We start from the raw sequence: 13,912 nt of genomic DNA, 5'->3' as shown, positions 1-13,912 counted from the left end.
TTTCGTCTTCTCTCGGTCTCGATGTGGGTAGCGACTACCAGCGGTAGTGCGCGAAGGCCTTGTTGGACTCGGCCATCTTGTGCGTGTCCTCGCGCTTCTTGACCGAAGCGCCGAGGCCGTTCGAGGCGTCCAGCAGCTCGTTCATGAGGCGCTCGGTCATGGTCTTCTCGCGGCGGGCGCGGGAGTAGCCCACGAGCCAGCGCAGCGCCAGGGTCGACGCGCGACCCGGCTTGACCTCGACCGGAACCTGGTAGGTCGCGCCACCGACACGGCGGGACTTGACCTCGAGGGTCGGCTTGATGTTCTCCAGCGCGCGCTTCAGCGTGATGACCGGGTCGTTGCCGGTCTTCTCACGCAGACCCTCCATGGCGCCGTAAACGATGCGCTCAGCGGTGGAGCGCTTTCCGTTCAGCAGCACCTTGTTGATGAGGGAGGTCACCAGAGGAGAGTTGTAGACCGGGTCGATGATGACCGGGCGCTTCGGGGCGGGGCCCTTACGAGGCATTCTTACTTCTCCTTCTTGGCGCCGTAGCGGCTGCGAGCCTGCTTGCGGTTCTTGACGCCCTGCGTGTCGAGGGAGCCGCGGATGATCTTGTACCGAACACCCGGCAGGTCCTTCACACGACCGCCACGCACGAGCACGATCGAGTGCTCCTGGAGGTTGTGGCCCTCACCCGGAATGTAAGCGGTGACCTCGATGCCGCTGGTCAGACGCACACGCGCGACCTTACGCAGGGCCGAGTTCGGCTTCTTCGGGGTGGTGGTGAAAACACGCGTGCAGACGCCGCGGCGCTGAGGAGAACCCTCAAGTGCGGGCGTCTTGTTCTTCTCGACCTTGTCCTGCCGGCCCTTGCGGACCAGCTGCTGGATCGTAGGCACCGTTTCTCCGGTTTCTGTGTGCCAGTCTCGGTAAAGCTAACCTGGAACTTCGCCGACCCACGAGGTCGGGTGTGTCGAATACCGCAGAACCCTCGCTGGGACGAGGAGCAGCGGATTACGGTGTCGAGACCCGGCTTCGTGCGCACCGGCACCGCCCGCCCGAAGGCTGAGGGAGATGCGCGCACGGCAGGCCAGGGACACCCCAGGCACAAGGTCAGAGCGTACCTACCGCATGGGCTGCGGTCAAAACAAATGCACACGCGTAGGACACGCCGGACTCCTTCGGCGCTGCCGCCACCGTAGTGCGCTCATCGCGCAGACGGAAGAAGGTCACCGGCCCCGTTACGGCCGAGCGCCACGGCGTGTCCCACGGCCCGCGCGGACCGTCGCCCCCGCCCTTCAGGTCTTCGGCAGCAACGCCAGCAGTGTCACCAGCATCACCAGGCACCAGCCCCCGATGGCCAGCCAGCCCAGCACGACGCCGGTCAGCGCCATGCCGTCGCCCCGCTCGCCGCTCCGCCGGATCTCCGTCCGCGCCTTGTGCCCCAGGATCACCGCCGGGATCGCGCTCACTCCCCAGGTCAGCGGGGTGAGCAGGCCGCAGATCATGGAGCCGGTCGCGGACGGGTTGGTCCGCGGCTGAGGCATCGGCAGGAACGTCGGCGGGACCATCGGCTGCGGCAGCAGCATCGGCGGCTGCGGTACCGGCCCCTGGGGCAGGTCCCCCACCAGTAACTGCAGGTCGCCGTAGGTCAGCGCCTGATACGCGCGCTCCACCCGCTCCTCGTACTCACTCTGCGAGAGCCGCCCCTCGGCGAACCCCGCCTTCAGTACATCGACCGCCCGCTCCCGGTCCGCGTGCGCCGCGCGCATGGCGGGCATGGCGGGCATCTGACGAGGCGGATGGGCCGGCCGGCCCCCTTGCCACGGTTCGAACGCCACCTGTGAGACCTCCCCCCGGCCGGAGCGATGATGGCCCCATCATCCCTCACACACCGCAGGGCGGTCACCCAACATGAGGATGACCGCCCTGCAGTTCGCGTTTTCGCCCTTACGGGACCGGCCGCCGCCGGCTACCGCTTACTGGTTGTACGGACCGTAGTCGTAGTCCTCCAGCGGGACGGCCTGGCCGGAGCCGGTGCCGAACGGCGAGTAGTCGATGTCGTCGTAGCCGACGGCCGAGTACATCGCGGCCTTGGCCTCCTCGGTCGGCTCGACCCGGATGTTGCGGTAGCGGGACAGGCCCGTACCGGCCGGGATGAGCTTACCGATGATGACGTTCTCCTTGAGGCCGATCAGGGAGTCCGACTTGGCGTTGATCGCCGCGTCGGTCAGGACCCTGGTCGTCTCCTGGAAGGACGCCGCCGACAGCCACGACTCGGTGGCCAGCGAAGCCTTGGTGATACCCATCAGCTGCGGACGGCCGGAGGCCGGGTGGCCACCCTCCGCCACGACGCGACGGTTCTCGCCCTCGAACTTCGAGCGCTCCACGAGCTCGCCCGGCAGCAGCTCCGCGTCGCCGGACTCGATGATCGTCACGCGGCGCAGCATCTGCCGGATGATGATCTCGATGTGCTTGTCGTGGATCGCCACGCCCTGGCTGTTGTAGACCTTCTGGACCTCGCCGACCAGGTGGACCTGGACCGCACGCTGGCCGAGGATGCGCAGCACGTCGTGCGGGTTGATCGCACCGACGGTCAGCGGCTGGCCGACCGTGACGTGGTCGCCCTCGCCCACCAGCAGACGGGCACGCTTGGAGACGCCGTAGGACGTCTCGTCGCTGCCGTCGTCCGGCGTGACGATGACCTTCTTGGTCTTCTCGGTCTCCTCGATCCGCACGCGGCCGGCGGCCTCGGAGATCGGGGCGACACCCTTGGGCGTACGGGCCTCGAAGAGCTCGACGACTCGCGGCAGACCCAGGGTGATGTCGTCACCCGCCACACCACCGGTGTGGAAGGTACGCATCGTCAGCTGGGTACCGGGCTCACCGATGGACTGGGCCGCGATGATGCCGACGGCCTCACCGATGTCGACCAGCTTGCCGGTGGCCAGCGAACGGCCGTAGCAGAAGGCACAGGTGCCGACCGCGGACTCACAGGTCAGGACCGAGCGGGTCTTGACCTCCTCGACGCCGTGCGCGACCAGCTGGTCGATGAGCACGTCACCGAGGTCCACGTTCGCCGAGGCGATGACCTTGCCGTCGACGACGACGTCCTCGGCGAGCATCCGGGCGTACACGCTGGACTCGACGTCGTCCGCCTTGCGCAGCACGCCGTCGGCGCCCTTGCTGGCGATCCGCAGCTTCAGACCGCGCTCGGTGCCGCAGTCCTCCTCGCGGATGATGACGTCCTGGGAGACGTCCACGAGACGACGGGTGAGGTAACCCGAGTCGGCGGTACGGAGGGCGGTGTCCGCGAGACCCTTACGGGCACCGTGGGTGGAGATGAAGTACTCCAGCACGGAGAGACCCTCACGGAACGACGCCTTAATGGGTCGCGGGATGGTCTCGTTCTTCGCGTTCGACACCAGACCACGCATACCGGCGATCTGCCGCATCTGCATCATGTTTCCTCGGGCACCCGAGTCAACCATCATGAAGATGGGGTTCGTCTTGGGGAAGTTGTCGTTCATCGCCTCGGCGACCTCGTTGGTCGCCTTGGTCCAGATGTTGATCAGTTCCTGAGTGCGCTCGTCCTTGGTGATCAGACCGCGCTCGTACTGCTTCTGGACCTTCTCGTCCTGGGCCTCGTAGCCCGCGACGATCTCCTTCTTGGCCTCCGGCACGACGATGTCGGAGACGGCGACGGTGACGCCGGAGCGGGTGGCCCAGTGGAAGCCGGCCGCCTTCAGGTTGTCCAGCGTCTGCGCGACGATGACCTTCGGGTAGCGCTCGGCCAGGTCGTTGACGATCGCGGAGAGCTGCTTCTTGCCCACCGAGTAGTCGACGAACGGGTAGTCCTCGGGCAGCAGCTCGTTGAAGAGCGCGCGGCCCAGGGTCGTGCGCAGCCGGAAGCTGTCACCCTGCTGCCACTCGGGCTCGCCCTCCTCCGGAGCCGGCGGGGTCCAGCCGCGGGGCGGAACCGTGCCGATCGGGAAGCGGATGTCGACCTTCGCCTGGAGCGAGAGCTCCTTGGCGTCGAACGCCATGATCGCCTCGGCGACCGAGCCGAACGCGCGGCCCTCACCGATGACCTTGCGCTCCTCCTCGTCGGTGGTGAGGAAGAACAGGCCCAGCACCATGTCCTGGGTCGGCATGGTGACCGGACGGCCGTCGGCGGGCTTGAGGATGTTGTTCGAGGACAGCATCAGGATGCGGGCCTCGGCCTGCGCCTCCGCGGACAGCGGCAGGTGCACGGCCATCTGGTCACCGTCGAAGTCCGCGTTGAACGCGGTGCAGACGAGCGGGTGAATCTGAATGGCCTTGCCCTCGACGAGCTGCGGCTCGAACGCCTGGATACCGAGGCGGTGCAGGGTGGGCGCACGGTTCAGCAGAACCGGGTGCTCGGCGATGACCTCTTCGAGGACGTCGTACACGACCGTGCGGCCGCGCTCGACCATCCGCTTCGCCGACTTGATGTTCTGCGCGTGGTTCAGGTCGACCAGGCGCTTCATCACGAACGGCTTGAAGAGCTCCAGCGCCATGGCCTTCGGCAGACCGCACTGGTGCAGCTTGAGCTGCGGGCCGACGACGATGACGGAACGCGCGGAGTAGTCCACACGCTTACCGAGCAGGTTCTGACGGAAACGGCCCTGCTTACCCTTCAGCATGTCGCTGAGGGACTTCAGCGGGCGGTTACCGGGACCGGTGACCGGGCGACCGCGGCGGCCGTTGTCGAACAGCGCGTCGACGGCCTCCTGCAGCATCCGCTTCTCGTTGTTCACGATGATCTCGGGGGCACCGAGGTCAAGGAGACGCTTGAGGCGGTTGTTGCGGTTGATCACACGGCGGTACAAGTCGTTCAGGTCGGAGGTCGCGAAGCGGCCACCGTCCAGCTGCACCATCGGACGCAGGTCCGGCGGAATGACCGGGATGCAGTCCAGCACCATGCCGTTGGGGCTGTTGCGGGTCTGCAGGAACGCGGAGACGACCTTCAGGCGCTTGAGCGCACGGGTCTTCTTCTGGCCCTTGCCGGTACGGATGATCTCGCGGAGCTTCTCGGCCTCTTCGTCGAGGTCGAAAGACTCCAGGCGCTTCTGCAGGGCAGCCGCACCCATGCCGCCCATGAAGTACGTGCCGAAGCGGTCACGCAGCTCGCGGTAGAGCAGCTCGTCGCCCTCGAGGTCCTGGACCTTGAGGTTCTTGAAGCGGTTCCAGACCTCGTCCAGGCGGTCGATCTCGCGCTGCGCACGGTCGCGCAGCTGCTTCATCTCGCGCTCGGCACCCTCGCGCACCTTGCGGCGCACGTCGGCCTTGGCGCCCTCGGCCTCCAGCTCGGCCAGGTCGGTCTCGAGCTTCTTGGCGCGGGCCTCGAGGTCGGCGTCGCGGCGCTGCTCGATCTGCTGACGCTCGACGGAGACGTGCGCCTCCAGCGAGGGCAGGTCACGCGTACGGCGCTCCTCGTCCACCCACGTGATCATGTAGGCGGCGAAGTAGATGACCTTCTCGAGGTCCTTGGGGGCGAGGTCCAGCAGGTAGCCCAGCCGGCTCGGAACGCCCTTGAAGTACCAGATGTGCGTGACGGGGGCGGCCAGCTCGATGTGGCCCATCCGCTCACGGCGCACCTTGGCGCGAGTGACCTCGACGCCGCAGCGCTCGCAGATGATGCCCTTGAAGCGGACGCGCTTGTACTTACCGCAGTAGCACTCCCAGTCCCGAGTGGGGCCAAAGATCTTCTCGCAGAAGAGGCCGTCCTTCTCGGGCTTGAGGGTGCGGTAGTTGATGGTCTCCGGCTTCTTGACCTCGCCGTGGGACCACTGACGAATGTCGTCAGCGGTGGCAAGGCCGATCCGCAGCTCGTCGAAGAAGTTGACGTCGAGCACTGTCGTCAATCCCTCTTTCAGGGTCGAGTCTCAATCATGGTCTGAGGGGGTCCGGGGTGGGGCCGGGACCTCACAGGGAGGTCCCGGCCAGACCCGTCAGACCTCTTCGACGCTGCTCGGCTCGCGCCGGGACAGGTCGATACCGAGCTCCTCCGCCGCGCGGAAGACGTCCTCGTCGGTGTCGCGCATCTCGATGGACATGCCGTCCGAGGACAGCACCTCCACGTTCAGGCACAGCGACTGCATTTCCTTGATGAGCACCTTGAAGGACTCGGGAATGCCGGGCTCGGGGATGTTCTCGCCCTTGACGATGGCCTCGTAGACCTTCACGCGGCCGGTCACGTCGTCGGACTTGATCGTCAGCAGCTCCTGGAGGGCGTAAGCGGCGCCGTATGCCTCCAGCGCCCACACCTCCATCTCACCGAAGCGCTGGCCACCGAACTGGGCCTTACCACCCAGCGGCTGCTGGGTGATCATCGAGTACGGACCGGTCGAGCGGGCGTGGAGCTTGTCGTCGACCAGGTGGTGCAGCTTGAGGATGTACATGTACCCGATCGAGATCGGGTCCGGGAACGGCTCGCCGGAGCGGCCGTCGAACAGCCGGGCCTTGCCGGTGTCCTTGACCATCCGGTCGCCGTCGCGGTTCGGCAGCGTGGAGTCGAACAGACCCTGCAGCTCGTCCTGGCGCGCACCGTCGAAGACCGGCGTGGCGACGTTGGTCCGCGGCGCGACGTCGTCGGCGCCGATGGCCTGCAGCCGCTGCTGCCACTCCTCGTTGCCCTCGACCTTCCAGCCCTGGCTGGCCAGCCAGCCGAGGTGGATCTCCAGGACCTGTCCCGGGTTCATTCGGGACGGGACACCCAGGGGGTTGAGGATGATGTCGACCGGGGTGCCGTCCTCCAGGAACGGCATGTCCTCGACCGGCAGGATCTTCGAGATGACGCCCTTGTTGCCGTGGCGGCCGGCGAGCTTGTCACCGTCGGTGATCTTGCGCTTCTGCGCCACGTACACGCGAACCAGCTGGTTCACGCCCGGGGGCAGCTCGTCGCCCTCCTCGCGGTCGAAGACGCGGACGCCGATGACCTTGCCGGTCTCGCCGTGCGGCACCTTCAGCGAGGTGTCACGGACCTCACGGGCCTTCTCACCGAAGATCGCACGGAGCAGGCGCTCCTCCGGGGTCAGCTCGGTCTCACCCTTGGGCGTGACCTTGCCGACCAGGATGTCGCCGGCGACGACCTCGGCACCGATGCGGATGATGCCGCGCTCGTCGAGGTCGGCGAGGACCTCCTCGGAGACGTTCGGGATGTCCCGGGTGATCTCCTCGGGGCCCAGCTTGGTGTCACGGGCGTCGACCTCGTGCTCCTCGATGTGGATCGAGGAGAGGACGTCGTCCTGCACGAGGCGCTGCGACAGGATGATCGCGTCCTCGTAGTTGTGACCCTCCCACGGCATGAACGCCACGAGCAGGTTCTTGCCGAGCGCCATCTCGCCTTCGTCCGTGGACGGACCGTCGGCGAGGACCTGGCCCTCGATGACCCGCGCGCCCTCGTCCACGACGACCTTCTGGTTGAAGGAGGTGCCCTGGTTGGAGCGGGTGAACTTGGCGACGCGGTACGTGGTGTACGTGCCGTCGTCGTTGGCGACGGTGATGTAGTCCGCGGAGACCTCCTGGACCACACCGTCCTTCTCGGCCTTGATGACGTCGCCGGCGTCGACCGCGCAGCGGTACTCCATGCCGGTGCCGACCAGCGGGGCCTCGGCCTTGATGAGCGGCACGGCCTGGCGCATCATGTTCGAGCCCATGAGCGCGCGGTTGGCGTCGTCGTGCTCGAGGAACGGGATCATGGCGGTCGCGGCCGACACCATCTGGCGCGGCGAGACGTCCATGAAGTCCACCTCGTCGACCGTGACGAGGTCGGCCTCGCCGCCACGCCGGCGGACCAGGACACGCTGCTCCGCGAAGCGCATGTCGTCGGTCAGCGGGGCGTTGGCCTGGGCGATGATGAAGCGGTCTTCTTCGTCGGCCGTGAGGTAGACGACCTCTTCGGTGACCTGGCCGTCGACGACCTTGCGGTACGGCGTCTCGATGAAGCCGAAGACGTTGACACGGCCGTACGAGGCGAGCGAACCGATCAGACCAATGTTGGGACCCTCAGGGGTCTCAATCGGGCACATACGGCCGTAGTGCGACGGGTGCACGTCACGGACGTCCAGGCCGGCCCGCTCACGGGAGAGACCACCCGGGCCCAGCGCCGAGAGACGACGCTTGTGGGTCAGACCCGACAGCGGGTTGGTCTGGTCCATGAATTGGGACAGCTGGCTGGTGCCGAAGAACTCCTTGATGGAGGCGACGACCGGCCGGATGTTGATCAGGGTCTGCGGCGTGATCGCCTCGACGTCCTGGGTCGTCATGCGCTCACGCACGACGCGCTCCATACGGGCGAGACCCGTACGGACCTGGTTCTGGATCAGCTCGCCGACATTGCGCAGACGGCGGTTGCCGAAGTGGTCGATGTCGTCGGTCTCGACGACGATCTCCGTGCCGTTCTCACCGATCGTCTCGGTCTCACCGGCGTGCAGCTTCACCAGGTACTTGATCGTGGCGATGATGTCGTCGGTGGTGAGAACGCCGGCGTCCAGCGGCTCGTCGCCGCCGAGCTTCTTGTTGACCTTGTAGCGGCCGACCTTGGCGAGGTCGTAGCGCTTCGGGTTGAAGTACAGGTTCTCCAGCAGCGTCTGCGCGGCCTCGCGCGTCGGCGGCTCGCCCGGGCGCAGCTTGCGGTAGATGTCGAGCAGCGCGTCGTCCTGGCCCTGGGTGTGGTCCTTCTCCAGGGTGGCGCGCATGGACTCGTACTCGCCGAACTCCTCGAGGATCTGCTCGGTCGTCCAACCGAGGGCCTTGAGCAGCACGGTGACCGACTGCTTGCGCTTGCGGTCGATGCGGACACCGACCATGTCACGCTTGTCGATCTCCATCTCCAGCCAGGCACCCCGGGACGGGATGATCTTGGCGGAGAAGATGTCCTTGTCGGACGTCTTGTCGATCTGGCTGTCGAAGTAGACACCCGGCGAGCGGACCAGCTGCGAGACGACGACACGCTCGGTGCCGTTGATGCAGAAGGTGCCCTTGTTGGTCATGAGCGGGAAGTCGCCCATGAAGACCGTCTGGGACTTGATCTCGCCGGTCTCGTTGTTGGTGAATTCGGCGGTGACGAAGAGCGGAGCCGCGTACGTGAAGTCGCGCTCCTTGCACTCGTCGATGCTGTTCTTCGGGGGCTCGAAGCGGTGGTCGCGGAAAGTCAGCGACATCGACCCGGAGAAGTCCTCGATCGGGGAGATCTCTTCGAAGATCTCCTCCAGACCGGACTTGGTGGGGACGTCCTGACCGGACTCCAGCGCAGCCTCGACGCGACCCTTCCATGCGGCGTTGCCGAGCAGCCAGTCGAAGCTTTCGGTCTGCAGCGCAAGGAGGTTCGGAACCCCGAGGGGCTCCTTGATCTTCGCAAAAGAGATGCGCAGCGGGGCGGTGCTGTCGCCGTTGTTCGTATTGGCAGTCGAGGCGTTGCGCGAGGCGGCCAAGAGGGGGTCCTTCCGAGGGCTCGGACTCACTACGCGCGTACCGGTCCCACGTCCGCACACAACGGAAGAAATCCCTGGTCAGGGAGGTGACGTCCGCAGTGCTGAGAGGTGGGTATGCCCCTGGTGACGGGCAGGGAGCAGCTAACAGGCAGCGCAAAGGGTCAGTGTAGCCACTCGGCACACTGATGTCCAGACCGGGTTTTCGGAGACCGGCTCTGCACCCAATCTCTCCTCCGGAAGGCTCCCTCTAGCAGGGGTACCCCTCGTTGTAGTTCTTCACGCTCAAGCGCCTGCTGCATGCCGTGCGCCCCTGGGCGCACATCGATACTGCCCTCTTCGTCGGCGATCCATGCCTCGGACTCCGGATCGCTTCTGACGTCGCGTCCTGAGAATTGCGCGCCGCGTGCTGTTCGTCAAGGCCCCCCACCCCAGGGAGATCGTCACGAGGCGCACGGCCGGACAACGAAGATCACCATACTCGCACGGGAGTGCGCGGCAACCCGGCAAGGACATCGGAACGCCGAAGGGCGATCACCCGCATGGGTGATCGCCCTTGGCACGGGACCAGGCGAAGCCCGGGATCCCGGAGGTGTTCAGTCAGCGACTGACAGAGGTCACTTGACCTCGACCGAGGCGCCGGCGCCCTCGAGGGCCTCCTTGGCCTTGTCAGCGGCGTCCTTGGCGACCTTCTCGAGGACCGGCTTCGGGGTGCCGTCCACGAGGTCCTTGGCCTCCTTCAGACCCAGGGAGGTCAGCTCACGCACGACCTTAATGACCTGGATCTTCTTGTCGCCCGCACCGGTGAGGATGACGTCGAACTCGTCCTGCTCCTCAGCGGCCTCGGCGGCCGGGGCACCCGGGGCGCCGGCGGCGGCAACGGCGACCGGGGCGGCAGCCTCGACGTCGAACTTCTCCTCGAAGGCCTTCACGAACTCGGAGAGCTCGATGAGGGTCATCTCCTCGAACTGCGCGAGCAGGTCTTCCTGGCTGAGCTTCGCCATGGTGGCGGTCCTTCCACTAAATCGGCTGGTGCCGGATGTACATGTCGGCGGGCGTACGTTTGGCCCGCTGTGGCCTCCCTGCCTAGGCATGCCTAGGCAAGAGCTGCCAATGTGCGAGCCGAATTACTCGGCACCGCCCTGCTCGGCCTTGCTGCGAAGCGCGTCCGCGGTGCGGGCGAACTTCGTGAGCGGGGCCTGGAAGGTCGCCGCGGCCTTGGCCATGGACGCCTTCATGCCACCCGCCAGCTTGGCGAGCAGAACCTCGCGGGACTCAAGGTCCGCAAGCTTCTTGATGTCGTCAGCGGAGAGTGCCTTCCCTTCGAAGACACCGCCCTTGATGACGAGGTTCTGGTTCTCCTTGGCGAAGTCACGAAGACCCTTCGCCGCCTCGACCGGGTCACCGGTCACGAAGGCGACGGCCGTCGAGCCCACGAGGTGCTCGTCCAGCACGGAGATCCCGGCCTCCTGGGCCGCGATCTTGGTCAGCGTGTTCTTCACCACACGGTACTGAGCGTTGTCACCGAGCGAACGACGCAGATCCTTGATCTGCGCGACAGTAAGTCCGGTGTACGCGGTGACGACAGCGGCGTTGGAGTTACGGAACTTGTCCGTGATCTCCTCGACAGCTGCGACCTTGTCAGGACTTGCCATGAGCCTCGGCCTCCTTCCGGGTGATGAGGACCGCGCAGAAGGGGCTGGGCAAAACAAACGCCCCGGCGCAGGCGCACGGGGCGTGACTCGACCGGGCACGGAAACCGTTCCGGGAGTTACTCCTCATTCACCTGCGCAGGCCGTCCGCAGCTAGCGGATCCTTCGGCCACCGCACACCCGGACGGGCGCACAGAGACAACCAGCGGTCTTTGGCTTCTCCGTTACGGTACGCGAACCAGGAGCGCGCAGGCAAATCGCCGCAGGACGGCCGTACGGCCGCGCGCCGCTGCTCCGGCCGGGCGCCGGCCCCGGAGAGCCGGAATGGCCCCTTCAGGGCCGTACAGGGCGACACAAAGAGGCCGGGCCCCGCACCGAAGTTCGGTGCGGGGCCCGGCCTCACGCGTACGCGCGAGCCGTCAGGCTCAGACCGCGGCCGGGTCCTCCTCGACGAGGAGGTTGCGGGTGCGGTTGGCGTCCAGCGGAACGCCGGGGCCCATCGTGGTGGTGATGGTGGCCTTCTTGATGTACCGGCCCTTGGCGGCGGACGGCTTGAGGCGGTTGATCTCCTCGAGCGCCGCGGCGTAGTTCTCCACCAGCTTGGTGTCGTCGAAGGACACCTTGCCGATGATGAAGTGGAGGTTCGCGTGCTTGTCCACGCGGAACTCGATCTTGCCGCCCTTGATGTCGGTGACAGCCTTGGCGACATCCGGGGTGACGGTGCCGGTCTTCGGGTTCGGCATCAGACCACGGGGACCGAGCACGCGGCCGAGGCGGCCGACCTTGCCCATGAGGTCCGGGGTGGCGACGACGGCGTCGAAGTCCAGGCGGCCCTTGGAGACCTCGTCGATCAGCTCGTCCGCGCCGACGATGTCGGCGCCGGCGGCTTCCGCGGCCGCAGCACGGTCGCCGGTCGCGAAGACCAGGACCCGGGCGGTCTTACCGGTGCCGTGCGGGAGGTTCACGGTGCCACGGACCATCTGGTCGGCCTTGCGCGGGTCGACGCCCAGACGCATGGCAACCTCGACGGTCGCGTCGAACTTGGCCGAGGAGGTGTCCTTGGCGAGACGGACGGCCTCGAGCGGGGCGTACAGACGCTCCCGGTCGATCTTCGCGTCCGCGTTGCGAAGAGTCTTGCTGCGCTTCACTGCTGCTCCTGAATGCAGTTACGCCATGCGGCTCGTGCCGCCTGGCAGGTGGAGTCGTGGTCCGGGCCAGCGCCTGGCCCTGCCACGTTGGCCTTACGAGGCTCGATCAGCCCTCGACCGTGATGCCCATGGAACGGGCGGTGCCGGCGATGATCTTCGACGCGGCGTCCAGGTCGTTGGCGTTCAGGTCGGGCATCTTGGTGGTGGCGATCTCGCGGACCTGGTCGGCCGTGATCTTGGCGACCTTGGTCTTGTGCGGCTCGCCGGAGCCCTTCTCCACGCCCGCGGCCTTCAGGATCATCTTGGAGGCCGGCGGGGTCTTCGTGATGAAGGTGAAGGAACGGTCCTCGTAGACCGTGATCTCCACCGGGATGACCCAACCGCGCTGCGACTCGGTCGCGGCGTTGTAGGCCTTGCAGAACTCCATGATGTTGACGCCGTGCTGACCCAGCGCGGGGCCGACCGGCGGAGCCGGGTTCGCGGCACCGGCCTGGATCTGGAGCTTGATGAGCCCCGTGACCTTCTTCTTCTTGGGAGGCATGCTCTCTCCGGGTCCTGGTATTCCGCGCTCGCCCCCGGGGGACCAGATCCGGCGTCCCCTTCGGCTCACGCGGCTGTGAGAGGTGTTTCGCCATGCCATCCGGTCATCCGGATGCAGGCATACCGCACAACGATAACGGGTATAGAGGTGCGGCCAAAAACCGAGCAGGTCAGGCGGCCCGTGAGGACCTGCCTGACCTGCTCGGAAGCGGCTGTTCCAGGAGAACCGTCAGTTCTTCTGGATCTGGTCGAAGCTCAGCTCGACCGGGGTCTCGCGGCCGAAGATCTCGACGAGGCCCTTGACCTTCTTCGAGTCGGCGTTGATCTCGTTGATCGTGGCCTGCAGCGTGGCGAACGGGCCGTCGGTGACGGTGACCGAGTCGCCCACCTCGAAGTCCAGCACCTGGACCTCGACCTTACGCGACGGCGCCGGCTTGCCCTCGGCCTCGGCGGCCTCCTTGGCGGCCTTCTCCTCGGCCTCCGGGGCGAGCATCTTGACGATCTCGTCCAGCGTGAGCGGGTACGGGTCGTAGGCGTTGCCCACGAAGCCGGTGACGCCCGGGGTGTTGCGGACGACGCCCCAGGACTCGTTCGTCAGGTCCATGCGCACGAGCACGTAGCCCGGGAGCTTGTTCTGACGGACGTTCTTCCGCTCGCCGTTCTTGATCTGGACGATCTCTTCCTCGGGCACCTCGGCCTGGTAGATGAAGTCCTCGACGTTGAGCGAGACGGCGCGCTGCTCCAGGTTGGCCTTCACGCGCTTCTCGTAGCCCGCGTAGGTGTGGATGACGTACCACTCGCCGGGCAGGCCGCGCAGCTCCTCGCGCAGCGCCGCGATCGGGTCGACGGGCTCCGCGTCCTCCTCGGCGGCCTCTTCGGCCTCCTCGGCGGACTCGGTACGCACCGCGGCTTCCTCGGCGGGCTCGCCGGCGGCAGCGTCCTCCGCGTCGAGCTCGTCGATGGCGTCGGCGCCCTCGACGATCTCCTGCGGGGTGTCGTCGCCCTCGACCTCGGCCGTAGCCGCCGCGTCGACGTCGGCCGCTGCCGCCGCGACGGGCTCGGCGGGCTCGTTCAGGTTCGGGTCAGACACTGTGGCTGCTTCTTCCTGGCTTCAAGGGGTTGAACATGCGAACGGGC

General features: G+C 66.7%; 10 protein-coding genes. All 10 read right to left on the bottom strand.

The annotated features are described in order from the left end of the window. Window positions 1–34 precede the first annotated feature (34 nt). The 10 genes from rpsG to nusG all read right to left on the bottom strand — a co-directional run bounded on the left by rpsG (window position 35) and on the right by nusG (window position 13,865). The gene (gene rpsG / locus IG84_RS0102850) at window positions 35–505 is read right to left on the bottom strand and encodes a 30S ribosomal protein S7 (protein WP_030262788.1); all 471 of its coding nucleotides are present in this window, start codon (window positions 503–505) and stop codon (window positions 35–37) included. A 2-nt stretch (window positions 506–507) separates the two neighbouring features. Next, complete coding sequence (gene rpsL, locus IG84_RS0102845) at window positions 508–879, bottom strand: 30S ribosomal protein S12 (RefSeq protein WP_003948652.1); 372 nt, start codon at window positions 877–879, stop codon at window positions 508–510. A gap of 399 nt (window positions 880–1,278) precedes the next feature. Further along, complete coding sequence (locus IG84_RS0102840) at window positions 1,279–1,752, bottom strand: DUF1707 and DUF4190 domain-containing protein (protein WP_037799179.1); 474 nt, start codon at window positions 1,750–1,752, stop codon at window positions 1,279–1,281. A 207-nt stretch (window positions 1,753–1,959) separates the two neighbouring features. Then, window positions 1,960–5,859 (bottom strand): DNA-directed RNA polymerase subunit beta', encoded by a 3,900-nt coding sequence (locus tag IG84_RS0102835; RefSeq protein WP_031050927.1) that lies wholly within the window; start codon window positions 5,857–5,859, stop codon window positions 1,960–1,962. Between the two features lie 96 nt (window positions 5,860–5,955). Next, window positions 5,956–9,438, bottom strand: a complete 3,483-nt coding sequence (gene rpoB, locus IG84_RS0102830; RefSeq protein WP_030262779.1) for a DNA-directed RNA polymerase subunit beta — start codon at window positions 9,436–9,438, stop codon at window positions 5,956–5,958. A 614-nt stretch (window positions 9,439–10,052) separates the two neighbouring features. Beyond that, on the bottom strand, window positions 10,053–10,439 hold the full coding sequence (gene rplL, locus IG84_RS0102825; protein ID WP_030262775.1) for a 50S ribosomal protein L7/L12: 387 nt from the start codon (window positions 10,437–10,439) through the stop codon (window positions 10,053–10,055). A 123-nt stretch (window positions 10,440–10,562) separates the two neighbouring features. Continuing rightward, window positions 10,563–11,090: a 50S ribosomal protein L10 gene (rplJ, locus tag IG84_RS0102820; protein ID WP_030262771.1), complete on the bottom strand. Its 528-nt coding sequence runs from the start codon at window positions 11,088–11,090 to the stop codon at window positions 10,563–10,565. A 422-nt stretch (window positions 11,091–11,512) separates the two neighbouring features. Further along, window positions 11,513–12,235: a 50S ribosomal protein L1 gene (gene rplA, locus IG84_RS0102815; RefSeq protein WP_031050924.1), complete on the bottom strand. Its 723-nt coding sequence runs from the start codon at window positions 12,233–12,235 to the stop codon at window positions 11,513–11,515. 106 nt (window positions 12,236–12,341) lie between these two features. Then, on the bottom strand, window positions 12,342–12,776 hold the full coding sequence (rplK, locus tag IG84_RS0102810; protein ID WP_030262765.1) for a 50S ribosomal protein L11: 435 nt from the start codon (window positions 12,774–12,776) through the stop codon (window positions 12,342–12,344). 228 nt (window positions 12,777–13,004) lie between these two features. Next, entirely contained in the window at window positions 13,005–13,865 is an 861-nt protein-coding gene (nusG, locus tag IG84_RS0102805) for a transcription termination/antitermination protein NusG (RefSeq protein ID WP_031050922.1), read from the bottom strand. Window positions 13,866–13,912: the final 47 nt, after the last annotated feature.

The sequence above is a fragment of the Streptomyces ochraceiscleroticus genome, from assembly GCF_000720485.1.
Lineage (GTDB): Bacteria > Actinomycetota > Actinomycetes > Streptomycetales > Streptomycetaceae > Streptomyces > Streptomyces ochraceiscleroticus.
This window is presented reverse-complemented; position numbering and strand designations above follow the sequence as displayed.

Excerpts from the sequence above, each read along its gene's own strand:
- rplJ (WP_030262771.1), bottom strand. The coding sequence starts at position 11,090 with ATGGCAAGTCCTGACAAGGTCGCAGCTGTCGAGGAGATCACGGACAAG.
- rplK (WP_030262765.1), bottom strand. The coding sequence starts at position 12,776 with ATGCCTCCCAAGAAGAAGAAGGTCACGGGGCTCATCAAGCTCCAGATC.
- IG84_RS0102840 (WP_037799179.1), bottom strand. The coding sequence starts at position 1,752 with ATGCGCGCGGCGCACGCGGACCGGGAGCGGGCGGTCGATGTACTGAAG.
- rpsG (WP_030262788.1), bottom strand. The coding sequence starts at position 505 with ATGCCTCGTAAGGGCCCCGCCCCGAAGCGCCCGGTCATCATCGACCCG.
- rplL (WP_030262775.1), bottom strand. The coding sequence starts at position 10,439 with ATGGCGAAGCTCAGCCAGGAAGACCTGCTCGCGCAGTTCGAGGAGATG.